At 68.0% G+C, this 15968-nt stretch carries 15 protein-coding genes and 1 tRNA gene; 11 read left to right on the top strand and 5 right to left on the bottom strand.

What is annotated here, in order from left to right; all coding sequences use genetic code 11:
• Window positions 1-67: 67 nt before the first annotated feature.
• Window positions 68-1699, top strand: a complete 1632-nt coding sequence (locus tag AC1DYU_RS04910) for an FAD-dependent oxidoreductase (RefSeq protein WP_476790640.1) — start codon at window positions 68-70, stop codon at window positions 1697-1699.
• A 26-nt stretch (window positions 1700-1725) separates the two neighbouring features.
• Window positions 1726-2892, top strand: coding sequence for an NAD(P)/FAD-dependent oxidoreductase (locus AC1DYU_RS04905; RefSeq protein WP_476790639.1), 1167 nt, complete (start codon window positions 1726-1728; stop codon window positions 2890-2892).
• Window positions 2893-2953: 61 nt separating this feature from the next.
• On the opposite strand, the gene AC1DYU_RS04900 is transcribed toward AC1DYU_RS04905, so the two are convergent.
• Window positions 2954-3043: transfer RNA gene (locus tag AC1DYU_RS04900), tRNA-Ser, on the bottom strand.
• A 388-nt stretch (window positions 3044-3431) separates the two neighbouring features.
• On the opposite strand from AC1DYU_RS04900, the gene AC1DYU_RS04895 reads away from it, so the two are divergent.
• The 7 genes from AC1DYU_RS04895 to AC1DYU_RS04865 all read left to right on the top strand — a co-directional run bounded on the left by AC1DYU_RS04895 (window position 3432) and on the right by AC1DYU_RS04865 (window position 10976).
• A complete protein-coding gene (locus AC1DYU_RS04895; RefSeq protein ID WP_476790638.1) occupies window positions 3432-4640 on the top strand; it encodes a septal ring lytic transglycosylase RlpA family protein in 1209 nt (402 codons plus the stop codon).
• Between the two features lie 141 nt (window positions 4641-4781).
• Window positions 4782-5930, top strand: coding sequence for a D-alanyl-D-alanine carboxypeptidase family protein (locus AC1DYU_RS04890; protein WP_476790710.1), 1149 nt, complete (start codon window positions 4782-4784; stop codon window positions 5928-5930).
• Between the two features lie 8 nt (window positions 5931-5938).
• The gene (tmk, locus tag AC1DYU_RS04885; protein WP_476790637.1) at window positions 5939-6589 is read left to right on the top strand and encodes a dTMP kinase; all 651 of its coding nucleotides are present in this window, start codon (window positions 5939-5941) and stop codon (window positions 6587-6589) included.
• Between the two features lie 70 nt (window positions 6590-6659).
• Entirely contained in the window at window positions 6660-7730 is a 1071-nt protein-coding gene (locus AC1DYU_RS04880; protein ID WP_476790636.1) for a DNA polymerase III subunit delta', read from the top strand.
• A gap of 20 nt (window positions 7731-7750) precedes the next feature.
• Complete coding sequence (gene metG / locus AC1DYU_RS04875) at window positions 7751-9313, top strand: methionine--tRNA ligase (protein WP_476790635.1); 1563 nt, start codon at window positions 7751-7753, stop codon at window positions 9311-9313.
• Window positions 9313-10113, top strand: a complete 801-nt coding sequence (locus AC1DYU_RS04870) for a TatD family hydrolase (RefSeq protein WP_476790634.1) — start codon at window positions 9313-9315, stop codon at window positions 10111-10113. The genes metG and AC1DYU_RS04870 overlap by 1 nt, the downstream gene beginning before the upstream one ends.
• Before the next feature lie 14 nt (window positions 10114-10127).
• On the top strand, window positions 10128-10976 hold the full coding sequence (locus tag AC1DYU_RS04865; RefSeq protein ID WP_476790633.1) for an MBL fold metallo-hydrolase: 849 nt from the start codon (window positions 10128-10130) through the stop codon (window positions 10974-10976).
• 100 nt (window positions 10977-11076) lie between these two features.
• Here the strand turns inward: AC1DYU_RS04865 and AC1DYU_RS04860 are convergent, their stop codons facing one another.
• Both AC1DYU_RS04860 and AC1DYU_RS04855 read right to left on the bottom strand, forming a co-directional pair.
• On the bottom strand, window positions 11077-12294 hold the full coding sequence (locus tag AC1DYU_RS04860; protein WP_476790632.1) for an MFS transporter: 1218 nt from the start codon (window positions 12292-12294) through the stop codon (window positions 11077-11079).
• A 24-nt stretch (window positions 12295-12318) separates the two neighbouring features.
• On the bottom strand, window positions 12319-12810 hold the full coding sequence (locus tag AC1DYU_RS04855) for a class I SAM-dependent methyltransferase (protein ID WP_158486359.1): 492 nt from the start codon (window positions 12808-12810) through the stop codon (window positions 12319-12321).
• 232 nt (window positions 12811-13042) lie between these two features.
• Here AC1DYU_RS04855 and AC1DYU_RS04850 point away from each other — a divergent pair, with 232 nt between their 5' ends.
• Window positions 13043-14020: a tripartite tricarboxylate transporter substrate binding protein gene (locus tag AC1DYU_RS04850; protein ID WP_158486360.1), complete on the top strand. Its 978-nt coding sequence runs from the start codon at window positions 13043-13045 to the stop codon at window positions 14018-14020.
• A gap of 25 nt (window positions 14021-14045) precedes the next feature.
• Here the strand turns inward: AC1DYU_RS04850 and AC1DYU_RS04845 are convergent, their stop codons facing one another.
• Window positions 14046-14627 carry a regulatory protein RecX gene (locus AC1DYU_RS04845; protein WP_158486361.1) on the bottom strand — a complete coding sequence of 194 codons (582 nt, stop codon included), beginning with the start codon at window positions 14625-14627 and terminating at the stop codon, window positions 14046-14048.
• Complete coding sequence (gene arfB, locus AC1DYU_RS04840) at window positions 14627-15046, bottom strand: alternative ribosome rescue aminoacyl-tRNA hydrolase ArfB (protein ID WP_158486362.1); 420 nt, start codon at window positions 15044-15046, stop codon at window positions 14627-14629. The genes AC1DYU_RS04845 and arfB overlap by 1 nt, the downstream gene beginning before the upstream one ends.
• Before the next feature lie 38 nt (window positions 15047-15084).
• Here arfB and mazG point away from each other — a divergent pair, with 38 nt between their 5' ends.
• Window positions 15085-15924 carry a nucleoside triphosphate pyrophosphohydrolase gene (gene mazG, locus AC1DYU_RS04835; RefSeq protein WP_476790631.1) on the top strand — a complete coding sequence of 280 codons (840 nt, stop codon included), beginning with the start codon at window positions 15085-15087 and terminating at the stop codon, window positions 15922-15924.
• The last annotated feature ends 44 nt before the right edge of the window (window positions 15925-15968 follow it).

Genomic DNA, 15968 nt, shown 5'->3' with positions numbered 1-15968 from the left:
CAACCGATCGAACGCCTGGTCATGACCGCGGGCGGCAAGGCGGTCTCATGAGGGAACGAAACGCGCCATGGCTTCGACCATTCCGCCCGATCCGAAATCCGTCGCCGGCAAGGCCCTGCAGGTCGAGGAGCGCACGCAGCTTCTGGTCATCGGCGCGGGGCCGGCCGGGCTCGATGCCGCGATCGAGGCGGCCGGGCGGGGGCTCTCCGTCGTCCTCGTCGACGAGAATCCGGTCTCCTTCAAAACCATGGGCGACGAGGCGCCGCTGCATTACGGGCAGGGCATGTCCGGGCTGGCGCGCAATCGCAACGCCATGCTGGAGGCCTTCATCGCCTCCGAGCCGCAAATCGAGATCGCCTTCGAGGCCGGCGTCGACGTCCGTCTCGGCACCACCTGCTGGGGCCTTTACGCCAACGGCCCCTCGGTCACCTGGCTGCCCGGCCTCGTCGCGGGGCTGAACGACGAGGAGCGCTCCTGGATGCTCCAGGCCGACCATGTCGTGGTCGCGGCCGGGCGTCGCGACATGGGGCTCGGCTTTCCCGGCTGGGAGAAGCCCGGCGTGATGGGCGCGACCGCGGCCGTTTCCCTGGCCTCGCGTTATGGCGCGCTCGCACCGCGCCGGGTCGTGCTGCTGGGATCCTCCGCCGAAGCACTGAGCTCGGCTCTGGTATTGCGCGAAGCCGGCATCGAGATCGCAGCGATCGTCGAGCAGGCAGCCGAGCCGCTGGCCCCGGCCGACCTGGTCGCAATGCTCCGCAAGGGCGGCACCGAAATCCTGACCGGCCATGTCGTGCGCGAGGCCCTTGGCCGCGACGGTGTCGAGTCGGTCCTGGTCAGCGCCATCGATGAAAAAGGCCGCGCGATGGGCGAGGAACGCGCAATCGCCTGCGACGGCATCGTGCTCGCGGTCGGGGCGACGCCCGTGGTCGACCTGCTCGACGCGCTCGGCTGCAAGATCGCCTTCCAGCCCGAGCGCAGCGGCTATGCCCCGCTGGTCGATGCCGACCAGCGCACCAGCCTGCGTCCGGTCTTCGCGGTTGGCGATGGCGCCGGGATCTGGCCGTCGAAGTCGCTCAACCGTGAGGTTGCCGAGACGGAGGGCCGCCGCGCCGTCGCGGCGATCATCCGGGATTTGGCGCTCGATGACGGACGCGCCGTTCCTGACGCCGTCATCCCCGACGCTGCGACTCATGACATCGGCGCCTATCGCCTCGCCTGGGTGCGCGCCAGCGTCATCGAAGCCAGGGCGGAATTCCACGTCTGCCAATGCGAGGAGGTGACGGCCCGCGAAATCCTCGAGGTTCGGCCGCCGCGCTATCTCGACTGGCAAAACGAGCGCCGCAACGACCGCTCGCTTGCAGCCCTGCTCGGCGAGGAGCCGCCAAATCCCGACCAGATCAAGCGCCTGACGCGGGCCGGCATGGGTCCCTGCCAAGGCCGGCGCTGCCGCGAGCAGGTTGCGTCCCTGCTGGCGCTCGCCGCTGCGCTGCCGCTGTCCTCGATTCCGCTCGCCGGCTATCGCGCCCCGGTCCGGCCGCTACCGCTTTCGGTCGCCGGGCAGATTCCCGAGGCGCCGGAGCAGGCCGAGCATTGGGACACCTGGTTCGGCATGCATGCGCAATGGCGCCCGTTCTGGGACGTGCCGGAATTCTACACGGTCGCGAGCAACGACGCGACCGGCCCCGTGGCGAGCGAGTGAGCAGGCCTTAGCGAGCGAGAATGGCCATGAGCGAGATCAAGGGAGCCAGCGTCGTCATCGTCGGCGGCGGCGTCACGGGCTTGAGCGCCGCCTGGTGGCTGGCGCGCGAGGGCGTCGATGTGCTGGTCATCGAGAAAGGCATGATCGGCTGGGAGGCGTCAGGCCGCAATGGCGGCGGCTGCTCGCACCATCACTCGCCGCTCTTCCTGGAGGAGCAGCGGCTCTGGCCGCAGCTGGACGAACTGCTCGGCTATCCCACCGAGTTTAGCGGCAGCCGGATCCGTCTGGCATCGAGCGAACACCAGATGGCGCTCTATGGCCGGGCCTTGTCGAACGCAAAGCGGCAGGGTTTCGACTCCGAGATCCTAGACGTCAAGCAGATCAGGGAATTCGTGCCGCTGGCCGGCGAGAACATGGTCGGCGGCTATTTCTACAAGTTCGGCGGCCACGCCAATCCGCACCGCACCCTGCAGGCCTATGCCTGGGCGATGCAGGATCATGGCGGACGCGTGATGCAGCATTGCGCTGTCACGGGTTTCCAGACGGCCGGCGGCAAGGTCACGGGCGTGGAGACGGAACGCGGACTGATCGCCTGCGACCATCTCGTCATCGCCGCCGGTCCCCAGACCGGCCGGCTGTCCGCCATGCTCGGACAGGAGGTCCCTGTGGCCTCGGCGCGCTGCGAGATGGTTGTGACCGAGCCGCTACCGCTGATGCCCTATGGCGGCGTCGACGGGAACGGTCTCTACGGCCGCCAGACCCTGCGCGGCAACCTCGCCTATGGCGGCGGCCCGCATGAATGGCTCGACATCGCCGGCAACGCCGCGCCGGCCAAGCCCTCGACGCCGCTGATGGGCCATATCGGACGGAGGCTGGCCGAGCTTCTGCCCAAGGCGGCGCATGCCCGCATCATCCGCTCCTGGGCCGGCGTGATCGAGAACACGCCGGACGGCCGGCCCGTGATTGACCGGCTCGCCTCGCAGGAGAATGTCGTGGTGGCGACGCTGTCGAGCGTCGGCTTCGGCCTCTCGCCGGCGAGCGGCCATGCGATCCGCGATCTCGTCATCGACGGCGCCTGCTCCTTCGCCGACATCTCGTCGTTCAAGCTGTCCCGCTTCGACAGGCTCGAACCGAACTGGCGTGATTTGCAGGGCTGGCAGGCGCTGGCGGCGCAAGAGGCGATCGCGGCGTAGCGAGGCCTGCTGCCTTACGCTGACCGTGCTGCCTCGCGGAGGCCCGTTCAGAACGAATCGATGGCGGAAGGGGTGGGATTCGAACCCACGGTAGGCTTTCACCTACGGCGGTTTTCAAGACCGCTGCCTTAAACCACTCGGCCACCCTTCCGGTGTCGCAGTCATTGCCGCGCATGGGCCGTTTTGGCAAGCGCTGTCCGCAACGAGCAGGCGAGGGGGCCGGCATGGGCAGCGTTTTCGCGGCGGATCGGCTCGAACGGAGGGCGCCGCTCTCTCGGCAGAGTGTGCTTGCGGCAAGCGTGGCAGCCGTGCCACGCCTCTGCCGAAAAGTGGCGCTGGCGTGCCGCGGGTTGACAGTTGCCGCATTTCCGACACCTTTGTGCCCGCTCAAGGGCATGCGGGGAACAGCCCGTTAACGCTACCGCGTCGCTGCGGCCGGCGTTAACGATCCCTTAATTGGATTGACCGAAAACTCTGGCTTCGCCGCCGATGCGGCTTGGCCGGCCAGTGGTTTTCGGCGCAGAAAGCGGAACGACGGCATGATGCGAGGCGCTCGCCCTTCGGCACCGGACAGCCTTTCCGCTTCGACCGATACGGGCCTAGCCCTGCCTTCCCACAGCATCGCCATCCGCGCCGCGCGCCTTGGCTGCGTTGCGCTCGCAGGCCTTTTTCTCGCCAATTGTGCCAATGACCAGGTCGCCCGCCGCGGCAAGTCGAAGGAAATCGGCGCCTTTCCGCAGTCCAAATACGGCCCCGCCAGTCCGCGCGTCGTCGCCGAGGGCGAAGAGGTGCCCAAGGGCGGCGGACGCCAGCTGATCGGCAAGACCTATTCCGTCGCCGGCAAGCGCTACACCCCTTACGAAAAGCCCGTCGGCTATACGGCTGTCGGCACCGCCTCCTGGTATGGCGAGGCTTTCCACGGCCGCCGCACCGCCAATGGCGAGGTCTATGACCGCCACGGCATCACCGCCGCGCATCCGACTATGCCGCTGCCGGCCTATGCCCGCGTGACGAACATGCTCAACAGCCGCTCGATCATCGTGCGCGTCAACGATCGCGGCCCCTATCATGGCGGCCGCGTCATGGACGTCTCGCAGCAGACGGCCGAGGCGCTGGCCTTCCGCCATCTCGGCACCGCGCGAATCAAGCTCGAGTATCTGGGCCAGGCCTCGCTCGCCGGCTCGGACGACAAGCTCCTGCTGGCGACGCTGCGCACCGACGGTCAGCCCGCCGCCATTCCGGGCACGAGCGCCCGCACCATGGTCGCGAGCACAACGCCGGTGGCCAGCACCCGATCGCAAAGCGCCAATCTCGACGAGCGGCCTGAACCCGTCGCCGAGCCGGAGGTTTCGCGGCCGGTTGCTCAGACCTATTCCACGGCATCGACCGCGCGCGCCTATGCGCCGCAAAGCTATTCCACGGCCTCGTCATCGAGCGAGCCGCTGCGCACGGTCCAGCCGAGCGAACCCGTTGCGGCTTCGCTCGTCTCGACATCGCCCGCTGGCGGCGTCCCGGTTCGCGGCGTGAAGCTGCCTCCGAGCCGTCCTTTCGACCTCGATACTATCGCGAACGCAGGCACCCCCGTTCGGGTTCCCGCCGTGATGCGCAGCACGTTGCCGCCGACGCGGGCCACGGTTGCGAGCCTGTTCGCCGCCCCCGAGCGCGCACCGACGCAGCGCTTCTCTGCCTCGCATCCGCTCAATCGCGCCCTCCTTCCGCAAGAGCTGCAGCCGCTGTCGCGGAATTGATGCGATCGAGCCTTGACCGGCCGCGTTCGGCTCTGCTTCTGATCGGATATGCGCGCTCCCGGTCGCCCGTCTGACAGGTTTTCCACCGTTTCGGTCGTCAGGCGCTGCCTGATCCGCGCCCGTGCGCTCGGCGTCGTCGCGATGCTGGCCCTCGCAGCCGGACTGCCTGCTTCCACTGCCTTCGCTCAGAGCTTCCAGTCGCCGGCCCCCTTTGCGGTGCTGCTCGATTCCGCCAGCGGCACCATCCTCTACGAGAAGGCGGCCGACGAACTGATGGCGCCCGCCAGCCTCGCCAAGATCGCGACCGCGCTCGTCGCCTTCCAGGAAATCGCCCAGGGCCGGCTGACGCTCGACAGCGAGATCGGCATTTCCGAGAACGCCTGGCGCAAGGGTGGCGGCGTCTCGGGCGGCTCGACCATGTTCGCCCAGCTCAACAGCCGGGTGAAGCTCTCCGACATCCTGCACGGTATCATCGTCCAGTCCGGCAATGATGCTTCGATTGCGCTGGCCGAGACCGTCGCCGGAGACGAGGCGACCTTCGCGCGGCTGATGACCGAGCGCGTCCGGGCGCTCGGTCTGACGAAATCGGTCTTCCGCAACGCCACCGGCATGGGCGATCCGCTGCAGAAGGTCACGGCGCGCGAACTCGCGCTCCTGTCCGACCACATCATCAAGACCTACCCGGAGCACTACAGGATCTTCGGCCAGCGCGAATTCACCTGGAACAAGATCAGGCAGCAGAACCGCAACCCGCTGCTGACGATGGATATCGGCGCCGACGGGCTCAAGACCGGCAATATCGACGATTCCGGCTTCGGCCTCGTCGGCTCGGCCGTGCAGAACGGCCAGCGCCTGATCGTCGTGGTCAACGGCCTCAAGACCGCGCGCGACCGCGCCAACGAATCGCGCAAGCTGCTCGAATGGGGTTTTCGCGCCTTCGAGCCGCGCAAGATCTTCGAGGCCGGCGAGATCGTCGGCGAGGCCAGCGTCTTCGGCGGCGAGAAGGGACGAGTCGGGCTCAAGGCCAGGGGGCCTGTCAGCCTGCTCCTGCCGCGCGGCAGCAGCGAACGCCTGAACGCACGCATCGTCTATCGCGGGCCGCTGATCGTGCCCGTCCAGGAAGGGGCGCAGGTCGCGCGGCTCCTGGTCACGCGCGGCGAGGTCAAGACGCTCGACATACCCCTCTATGCCGCCGAGACGGTGCAGGCCGGCACCTTGCAGAGCCGCGCGCTCGACGCGCTGATGGAAGCGGCATCCGGCTGGGTCCGCAAGGCCCTGAGCCGGGGTTGAGCGGCGCCATGGCACCGGGACGCTTCATCACACTCGAAGGCGGCGAGGGCGCCGGCAAATCGACGCTGTCCCGCAGCCTGAAGGAGCGCATCGAGGCGCTCGGCCTGCGCGTCACGGTGACGCGCGAACCCGGCGGCTCGCCCAAGGCCGAGGCGATCCGCGAGGTCATCCTCTCCGGCCAGGTCAAGCAGCACGGCCCCTTCGTCGAGGCGCTGATGTTCTCGGCGGCCCGGATCGACCATATCGACCGGCTGATCGCGCCCGCCCTGGCGCGGGGCGAATGGGTGCTCTGCGACCGCTTCATCGATTCGACCCGGGTCTATCAGGGCACGCTCGGCCGCATCGAGCCGGGGCTGCTGGCTGAGCTCGAAGCCGTCACCATCGACGGGCTGATGCCGGATCTGACGCTGATCCTCGATCTCGACCCGAGCATCGGGCTTGCCCGCGCGGCGCGGCGCCGGGCCCCCGGCGAAGGCACCGACCGCTTCGAGAGTGAGACCCTGGCCTTCCATCGCAAGCTGCGAAAGGCCTATCTCGCGATCGCCGAAGCCGAGCCGTCGCGCTGCGTCGTGCTCGATGCGGCCCAGCCGCCGGCCATGCTGGCGCAGGCGGCCTGGACGGCGATCCGCGAGCGGCTCCCAGTACCGCAGACCGCCTGAGCCGGCGAGGGCTCTTGCCCTCAAGCGCGCCACGGACCAAACACATCCGATCAGCGACGAAGGACGACGGATGCTCCAGACCAGCGACGAACCCGACCGCCTGCCAAACGCGCCGCATCCGCGCGAGACGCTGGCGCTGATCGGGCACGACGCGCAGGAGCAGGCCTTCCTCGCCGCGCTCGCTTCGGGCCGGATGCACCATGGCTGGTTGCTGGGAGGGCCCGAAGGCATCGGCAAGGCGAGCTTCGCATATCGTGCCGCGCGCTTCGTGCTGGCCGCAGGTGATCCCACCGTCCGGGCGGCAGGCGCGACCTCGCTGGCGATGCCCGAGACCGATCCGGCGACGCGACGGGTGATGGCGCAGTCCCATCCCGATCTGCACTTGCTGCGCCGAATCCAGAAGCCCGACGGCAAGGGCTACACCAGCAACATCCCGGTCGATGCGGTCAGGCGGGTGCTCGACCATTTCGGTTCGAGCGCGGCCGAGGGCGGCTGGCGCGTCTGCATCGTCGATTCGGCCGAGGACATGGACCGCTCGGCGGGCAACGCCCTGCTCAAGCTGCTGGAGGAGCCGCCGCCGCGCGCGCTCTTCCTGATCGTGGCCCATGCGCCGGGCCGGATGCTGCCGACGATCCGCTCGCGCTGCCGGCTGATGACCTTCGCCGCGCTCGACGAGGCGCACGTCGCGCAGGCCGGCGAAATCGCGCTCGAGCGTCTGGGCGGCCCCTTCGACGCCTCCGCATTGACCCGCGCCGCCCGGCTCGCCGACGGTTCGGTGCGCCGGGCGCTCACCTATGTCGATCCGGAGACGCTGGCGCTGGTCGAGGCGGTGCGGGCGCGGCTCGACGCGCTGCCCGGCATCGACCTGAACGCGCTGATGGCGCTGGCCGAGGATGTCGCCGGCAAGGCCGGCGAAAGCGACTTCGCCGTCATGATCGAGACGGTGCAGAGCTGGCTGTCCGACCATCTCCACGCGCATGCTGCAGCGCAACCGGCGCGTCTTGCACCGCTGGCGGAGGTATGGGACAAGCTTGGTCGTGCGGCCCGCGACGTCGAAACCTATAATCTCGACCGCCGCCCGCTCGTGATGACCATGTTTCATGATCTGTCGGATGCGGTTGCCCGCTCGCGCGCAGCGTGAAGCGAAGCTCCGGATCGACCATGGCCACGGCCCCGAAATTCTACCTGACGACCGCGATCCACTACACCAACGGGCCGCCGCATCTCGGCCACGCCTATGAGATGGTGACCTCCGACGCGATCGCGCGCTTCAAGCGGCTCGACGGCTACGACGTCTTCGCGATGACCGGAACCGACGAGCACGGCCAGAAGGTGCAGCGTACCGCCGCGCAGAACGGCCTGTCGCCGAAGGATTTCGTCGACGGCATCGCCACGCGCTTCCACGAGATGGAGCAGCGCATGGGCTGCTCCTTCGACCGCTTCATCCGCACCACCGATGCCGACCATCTGCCCTCGACGCAGGAGTTGTGGCGGCGGATGGAGGCCAATGGTGACATCTACCTGTCGAAATACGCAGGCTGGTACTCGATCCGCGACGAGGCCTTCTACGGCGAGGAGGAAACCACGCTCCAGCCCGATGGCACGCGCCTCGGCGGGCAGGGCACGCCGGTCGAATGGGTCGAGGAGGAAAGCTATTTCTTCCGCCTGAAATCCTATCAGGACCGGCTTCTGAAGCTCTACGAGGACGTGCCGGACTTCGTCTCGCCGCCGACGCGCCGAAACGAGGTCGTCTCCTTCGTGAAGGGCGGGCTTGAGGATCTCTCGATCAGCCGCACCACCTTCGACTGGGGCCTGCCCGTGCCAGGCCATCCCAAGCATGTGATGTATGTCTGGGTCGATGCGCTCAACAATTATGTGACCGGCACGGGCTTTCCCGATCCCGACAGCCCGCGCGCGCATTACTGGCCGGCAGATGTCCACATCATCGGCAAGGATATCCTCCGCTTCCACACGGTCTATTGGCCGGCCTTCCTGATGTCGGCCGGGCTGCCGCTGCCCCGGCGCGTCTTCGGCCATGGCTTCCTCCTTGCCAAGGGCGGCGAGAAGATGTCGAAGTCGCTCGGCAACGTGGTCGACCCCTTCGATCTCGCCGACACCTATGGCGTCGATCAGTTGCGCTATTTCTTCCTGCGCGAGGTCTCCTTCGGCCAGGACGGCAATTACAGCCATGAGGCGATCGTCGGGCGCATCAACGCCGACCTCGCCAACGACCTCGGCAACCTGGCGCAGCGCTCGCTCTCGATGATCGCGAAGAACTGCGAGGGCAGGGTGCCGCCACGCGGCACGCTGACCGAGGGCGACGAGGCGATGCTGGCGCTGGCCGATGGCGCGCTGGCCAAGGCACGCGACGCCATGCAGGATTTCGCGCTCCACGTCATGCTCGCCGAGATCTGGGCCGTGGTGGCGGAGGCGAACCGCTATTTCGCCGCCAACGAGCCCTGGCGCCTGTCCAAAAGCGACCCGGCCCGGCGCGACAGCGTGCTTTACGTCACCGCCGAGGTGATCAGGCAGGTCGCGATCCTGGTCCAGCCGGTGATGCCGGATTCCATGGCCAAGCTGCTCGATCTGCTCGGCGTGGCGCCCGAAGCGCGCAGCTTCGCGGCCTTGGGCGAAGGTGGCCGACTCGTCGCCGTCACGCCATTGCCGGCGCCGAGCGGGATCTTCCCGCGCTATGTCGAGCCTGACAGCGGGCAGGCCGCCTGATGCTGATCGACACCCATTGCCATCTCGACTTCCCGGACTTCGCCGAGGAACTGCCGTCCTATGTCGCCCGCGCCGAAGCGGCCGGCGTCGGTCGCATGGTCACGATCTCGACCCGGGTCGCGCGCTTTCCAGCCTATGCGGCGATCGCCGAGCGCTTCCCCTCGGTCTGGTGCAGCGTCGGCACGCATCCCCATGGCGCGCATGAGGAATTGGACGTCACGGCCGAACAGCTTGTGGCCCTGTCGGCGCATCCGCGCTGCGTCGCCATCGGCGAGGCCGGACTCGACTATCATTACGACAAGAGCCCGCGCGAGGCGCAGGCTCAAGGCTTGCGCGTCCATATCGCAGCCGCGCGCATCACCCAGCTGCCGCTCGTCATCCATGCCCGCCAGGCCGATGACGACATGATCGCGATCCTACGCCACGAAATGGGGAAGGGCGCCTTCCCCGCCATCCTGCACTGCTTCACCGCCGGCGAGGCTCTGGCGATGGCCGGCGTCGAGCTCGGCCTCTACGTCTCCTTCTCCGGCATCTTGACGTTCAAGACCTCGGAAGAGCTGCGCCGAATTGCTCGGATGGTGCCGCGCGAGCGCCTGCTGGTCGAAACCGATGCGCCTTATCTGGCGCCGGTACCGTTCAGGGGCAAGCGCAACGAGCCGTCCTATGTCGTTGAAACAGCGAAGGTTCTCGGCGAGACAATCGGCATCTCATTCGACGAGATCGCGGCCCTGACCACGGCGAATGCGCGTCGCTGCTACTGGAAGATGGACCATGCCGTGCCCGTCGCACAGGTCGCCTGAGGCCGCGCGCGGACATGACCCTGACGCTGACCATCCTCGGTTGCGGCTCTTCCGGCGGCGTGCCCAAGCCCGGCACCGGCTGGGGCGCGTGCGATCCGTCCGAGCCGAAGAATCGGCGGCGGCGCTGCTCGATCCTAGTCGAGCGCATCCAGGAGGCCGGCACGACGCGGTTGCTCGTCGATACCTCGCCGGATTTGCGTGAACAGCTTCTCGACGCCGAGGTGCCCGATCTCGACGCCGTGCTGTTCAGCCACGACCACGCCGACCATACCCATGGCATCGACGATCTGCGCTCGCTCGTGCTGCACAACCGGAGGCGCATCGTCGTCCACGCCGATACGCTGACGACGCACTCATTGCTCTCGCGCTTCGCCTATCTGTTCGAGACGCCGCCGGGCAGCATCTACCCGCCGATCCTTGAGCTGCGGCCGATGGCGGACCGGACTCCTGTGACCGTCCAGGGCGCCGGCGGCGAGATCGTCGCGCTACCGATCGCCGTCGAGCACGGGCCGAACTACGAGGCGCTTGGCTTCCGCTTCGGCGACGTCGCTTATCTGCCAGATGTCAGCCTGATCCCACTGCGGGCCAAGGCGGCCCTGGCAGGGCTCGACATCCTGATCCTCGACTGCCTGCGCGAGGCGCCGCATCCGAGCCATTTCAACCTGACGCAGGCGCTGGCGACGATCGCGGAACTGAAACCGCGCAAGGCGATCATGACCGATCTCCACTCCGATCTCGATTACGCCAGGCTTATCAGCATGTTGCCGCCGGATATCGATGTGGCATTCGATGGCATGCGGATCCCGTTCGACCTGCGGATCGACGCTGCCAGGACCAGCACGGCATCAGTTTTAGTTCCATAATATACCTTATGCGAATCAGCTATGGGGTGGTTGGTGTGTGATCCCGCGTCATCCCTGACGCCGCTCGGCTTCACGCTGCGTACGGTACAGGCCGATCCGCTCAGGCTGACTTGACCCTCCGCGCCAGGGCAAACAACGCGACCGCCGCGAGCGTCGAAAGCGCGATCAGCAGCAGCAGGCTCGGCACCTGCCCCGCGCGCTCGATCAGAACCGCGAAGGCCAGCGGCGCCGCCGCCCTGATGATCAGGCCCGGCGCCGAGAGCTTGCCGAGCATCGCGCCATAACCAGCCGGGCCGAACAATTGCAGCGGCACGGTTCCGCGCACGATCGAGCCCAGCCCCATGCTGATGCCATAGGCGACCGCAAACAGCCCCGCGAGCGTCGCTGTCATGCCGCCGACCAGCAGGAGCATCAGCCCCAGCGGCATCAGCACGGCCGAGACCCAGGCGGTGGTCACCGGCTGCAGCGCGGTGCCGAACAGCATCTCCACCAACCGGCCGGCGACCTGCGACGGCCCGATCATCGCCCCGATGCCGACCGCGACCGCCGCGCTTAAGCCCAGCCCCTGCAGCAGCGTTAGCATATGCACCGACATCGCCGAGACCACGAAGCCCTGCAGCGAGAAAGCGAGAGCCAGCAGCAGAAAGGCAGAGCGTCGGGCGTCGCCATGAAGATAGCTGCGGCCAGCAGCGACCTCGCCTGTCGGCGTCGACGGCGCGATGCCAATGGGATGGCGCACGCGGCCGGGCAGCAGGAAGAGGTGCAGCGGCACGCAGAGCGCGAACTGCAGCACGGCGTAGAGGCGATAGATCTCGCGCCAGTCGAACTGGCCCAGCAGCATCGTCGTCAGCGGCCAGAACAGCGTCGAGGCGAAGCCGCCGATCAGAGTGAGCTGGCTGATGGCGCGACGCGCCTGGGCGCCTCTCGCCTGCGTCAGGGCTGCAAAGGCTGCATCGTAGAGCACCATGGTCGAGACGACTTCGAGCGCGATCATCGCCGCGAAATAGCTGACCGGCCCCCTCGCCTCCGCCAGCGCCAGCAATGCCACGCCGGCCAGCGCCGAACCGATGCTCATGACGATGCGCGTGCCATAACCATCGATCAGGCGGCCGACCGCTGGCGCGACCAATCCGCCTGCCAGAAGCCCCGCAGCGAAGCCGCCATAGGTCCATTCCGGTGCCCAGCCGAAGCTCTCTGTCATGCGCGGCGCCAGCACGGCGAAGGCGTAGTAGAGCGCGCCGTAGCCGATGACCTGGGTCACGCCGAGCGCGAGGATCAGAGGCAGGCCGCTCTTGGCTCCCGGGGCGGGCGGTATCATCGAAACACTGGACATCCCTGTCACTCAGCAGACACGGCGATAGGCGTAGTAGCGCCCGGCAGGCACGCCCTCGGGCAGCGGAACCGCCACGAGCGCCGCATGATCGAGCTCCCAGCCGCTGAGGACCAGCGCATCGGGCGCCGCCAGCGCCGCGACATGCTCCGGCAACCAGGCGAACAGGATGCGGTCGCGCTCGGGCACGCCCGTGGTCACGTCGACATGGACGAGTGCGGCGCTGCGGCCATGGCGCGCCGCGAAGGCCGGCAGCGTCATCGCCATATCGCCCGCCACCAGCATACCGGCCGGCGGCATCGAGGCGGGATTGGGGCTGACATCGCGCTCGAAGACATGGATGTCGCGCTCCGGCAGGATCTCGCGGAGATGATCATAGGTCCGGCCATTGCCCAGGCCGAGTTCGAGCACGAGGCCGGGACGGTCCATGATCGACGCAGCGGCCCAGTCCAGCATCCGGCGCTGGGCCTCGAGGCGGCGGATGAAACTGTCGAGGCGGCTCATGCGCAGTCGTCTCCAGGCGGCACTATTCCCCGGCGCGTTCAGATGCGAAAGCGTGCCGTCGTGCCGGCATAGCAGCGGCGACGGGCGCGCCGATACCCCCTCCAAACGACAGGCTTGTCAGGACGATCGGCGAATGCCCTAATTCATCACGATGACGGTCGTTCTGCCGAGGCGGAGCGACCAGCGGCCGCCAAGAGCCGTCTTCAACATTTTCAGGGAGGTATCCGATTCCATGACCACGTCACGTTCTCTCGTCGCGCTCGCGGTCGCCACCGGGCTCAGCCTCGTCGCGGCGGGTTCGGCTCAAGCCCAGACCTGGCCGCAGCGCCCGATCACATTTATCGTCCCCTTCCCGGCCGGCGGCGGCACCGACGCCTTCGCCCGCCCGTTGGCAGCCCAGCTCGACCAGCAGCTCGGCCAGCGCATCATCATCGAGAATCGCGGCGGCGCCGGCGGCACGGTCGGCGCCTCGGCCGCATCCAAGATGCAGCCGGATGGCTACGGTTTCTTCGTTGGCGCGGCTCACCACGCCATCGCGCCGGCGCTCTATCCGAAGCTGGACTACAACATCCAGACCGACTTCATCCCGATCGCGGTGATCGCGCAGCCGCCGCAGGTCATCGTCGTCCATCCGAAGGTCGAGGCCAAGACGGTCGCCGAGCTGATCGCCTTCGCCAAGGCCAACCCGGACAAGCTGAACTACGCCTCGGCCGGCAACGGCACCACGCATCACCTCGCCGGCGAGCTGTTCAAACTGCAGACCAAGACCAGCCTGACGCATGTCCCCTATCGCGGTGCCGGCCCGGCGCTGCAGGACATCGTCGCCGGCCAGGTCGACGTGCTGTTTGACGGTCTCGGTTCGTCCGCGCCGCAGATTCAGAGCGGCCGCCTGCGCGGTCTCGCCGTCGCGGCGGCGACGCGCTCGGACGCGATTCCCGATGTGCCCACAGCCAAGGAGGCCGGGCTCGACGGCTATGAGGTCGCGACCTGGTATGCGCTCTGGGCGCCCAAAGGCACGCCGCCAGAGATTGTCGCCCGCATGCGCGCCGAAGTCGCCAAGGCGCTCGCCGCGCCGGCCATCGCCGATGCCTGGAAGAAGAACGGTTCGCCGATCCCGACGCTCGCAGGCGATGATTTCGGCAAGTTCGTCACTGCCGAGATCGCGCGCTGGGGCACGGTGGTGAAGGACGCGCAGGTCAAGCTGGAGTGAGCGGGGCGGCTCACGCCGCCCTTTCTCATCCGTCGATCGCTTCCTCATCGCCCGCGCCGTCAATCACGGCGCGGGCGATTGTCATCGGGAAGCCCGCACGCGCCATCGCCGCCAGATCCTTTTGCCGCAAGGCCACACGGTCGCCTCTGCTCCAGGGACCGAGCCGTTTGCGCTGGGCGGTCTTCAGCGCCGCCGCCAACTCGTCCTCGGTACTGGCGTCGCTGGCCTCCGCCGCAAGCTCGCGCGACACGCCCTTGGCGGACAGGCTTGCCGCGACGGCGCGCGAGGATCGGCCCTTGCGCCGCAGCGTCGCCGCCCTCGCCTGCGCAAAGCGCTCGTCATCGACAAGCCCCGAGGTCACGCAGCGCGCCACGACCTCATCCAGCATCGCATCGAACGCCGCCGGCTCCAGCCCGTGATGCCGGCAGCTCAGATTGATCTTGCGCGCCAGTACCCGGCGCAGCTGCGCAGCCGGCGCGGCATAGCGTTCGAGGTAATGCATCGCCGCGCGCTGGAGATAGTCGGCGCTGATGCGACGCGGTGGCCGGCGCACGGGCCTGCGATTCTGGAAATTGCCGCTGTCGGGGCGCCCTCCTCCGGTCTCCATCAATCCTCGCCCGGCCTGGCGCGGCCGGCCTTGATCGAGGAGCGCTTGTCCTTGGAAACCAGCCGGCGCTCCTTCGAGGCCTTGGTCGGCTTGGTCGGGCGGCGGGTCTGCGGACGGATCGCGGCCTCGCGGATCATCTCGAGCAGGCGTTCCAACGCCTCCTCGCGGTTGCGCTTCTGGCTGCGCTGCGCCTGCGCGATGATGACGATCACGCCGTCCTGCGTCAGGCGGCTGCCGGCGAGCTTCATCAGCCGGATCGCGACGTCGTTTGGCAGCGAGGTCGAGCGCCGCGCATCGAAACGCAGCTGCACCGCGCTCGAGACCTTGTTGACGTTCTGCCCGCCGGGACCCGAGGCGCGCACGAAGGTCTCCTCGATCTCGCTCTCGTCGATGGCGATGGACGGCGTCACTTGAATCATGGGAGGAACCGTAGCTCATTTGACGGAGATTTTCAGCCTTGCAGCCCTCCAGCGACATCGCCCGGCTGATCGAGATCATGGCGGCGCTGCGCACGCCGGGCACGGGCTGCCCCTGGGATCTCGAACAGGATTTCGCGTCGATCGCGCCCTACACGGTCGAGGAGGCCTATGAGGTTGCCGACGCGATCGCGCGCGGCGACCGGCTCGATCTCAAGGACGAGCTCGGCGATTTGCTGCTCCAGGTTGTCTATCATGCCCGCATGGCGGAGGAGGAAGGCGCCTTCGCCTTCCCCGACGTGGTCGAGGCGATCACCGCCAAGCTGATCCGGCGCCATCCGCATGTCTTCGGCGATGCGCGCGACCTGTCGCCGGCGCAGGTCAAGGCGCTGTGGCACCGGATCAAGGCGCAGGAGAAAGCCGACAAGGCCGCCGCCCGGCGCGCCGCTGGCCAGCCCGAGCAGGTCGAGGAGAAAGGCGTGCTCGCCGGCGTCACGCAGGCCCTGCCCGCCCTCACCCGCGCCTGGAAGCTGCAGGCCAAGGCCTCGACCGTCGGTTTCGACTGGAACGACGCCCGTCTCGTGCTCGACAAGATCCGCGAGGAAACCGCCGAGATCGACGAGGCGTTGGCCTCGGGCGACAAGGCGGCGATCGCCGAGGAAATCGGCGATCTGCTCTTCGTCGTCGCCAACCTCGCCCGCCATGTCGATGCCGACCCCGAAGGCTGCCTCCAGGCCGCCAACGCCAAGTTCGAGCGCCGATTCAAGGGAATCGAGCAGGCCCTGGAAGCTCAGGGCCGGACCGCCGCCGATGCAAGCCTCGACGAGATGGAAGCGCTCTGGCAGGCGGTGAAACGCGGCGAGCAGGCCCGAAACCGGTAGGGCCGCGCATGCAGAAGAAGCGCGGAATGCCAATTGCGGGGAGA

Source organism: Allobosea sp. P2_B12, from assembly GCF_056404835.1.
This window is presented reverse-complemented; position numbering and strand designations above follow the sequence as displayed.

Coding starts and splice junctions, on each gene's coding strand:
- AC1DYU_RS04910 (WP_476790640.1), top strand. CDS start 68: ATGGCTTCGACCATTCCGCCCGATCCGAAATCCGTCGCCGGCAAGGCC.
- AC1DYU_RS04905 (WP_476790639.1), top strand. CDS start 1,726: ATGAGCGAGATCAAGGGAGCCAGCGTCGTCATCGTCGGCGGCGGCGTC.
- AC1DYU_RS04895 (WP_476790638.1), top strand. CDS start 3,432: ATGATGCGAGGCGCTCGCCCTTCGGCACCGGACAGCCTTTCCGCTTCG.
- AC1DYU_RS04890 (WP_476790710.1), top strand. CDS start 4,782: ATGCTGGCCCTCGCAGCCGGACTGCCTGCTTCCACTGCCTTCGCTCAG.
- tmk (WP_476790637.1), top strand. CDS start 5,939: ATGGCACCGGGACGCTTCATCACACTCGAAGGCGGCGAGGGCGCCGGC.
- AC1DYU_RS04880 (WP_476790636.1), top strand. CDS start 6,660: ATGCTCCAGACCAGCGACGAACCCGACCGCCTGCCAAACGCGCCGCAT.
- metG (WP_476790635.1), top strand. CDS start 7,751: ATGGCCACGGCCCCGAAATTCTACCTGACGACCGCGATCCACTACACC.
- AC1DYU_RS04870 (WP_476790634.1), top strand. CDS start 9,313: ATGCTGATCGACACCCATTGCCATCTCGACTTCCCGGACTTCGCCGAG.
- AC1DYU_RS04865 (WP_476790633.1), top strand. CDS start 10,128: ATGACCCTGACGCTGACCATCCTCGGTTGCGGCTCTTCCGGCGGCGTG.
- AC1DYU_RS04860 (WP_476790632.1), bottom strand. CDS start 12,294: ATGATACCGCCCGCCCCGGGAGCCAAGAGCGGCCTGCCTCTGATCCTC.
- AC1DYU_RS04855 (WP_158486359.1), bottom strand. CDS start 12,810: ATGAGCCGCCTCGACAGTTTCATCCGCCGCCTCGAGGCCCAGCGCCGG.
- AC1DYU_RS04850 (WP_158486360.1), top strand. CDS start 13,043: ATGACCACGTCACGTTCTCTCGTCGCGCTCGCGGTCGCCACCGGGCTC.
- AC1DYU_RS04845 (WP_158486361.1), bottom strand. CDS start 14,627: ATGGAGACCGGAGGAGGGCGCCCCGACAGCGGCAATTTCCAGAATCGC.
- arfB (WP_158486362.1), bottom strand. CDS start 15,046: ATGATTCAAGTGACGCCGTCCATCGCCATCGACGAGAGCGAGATCGAG.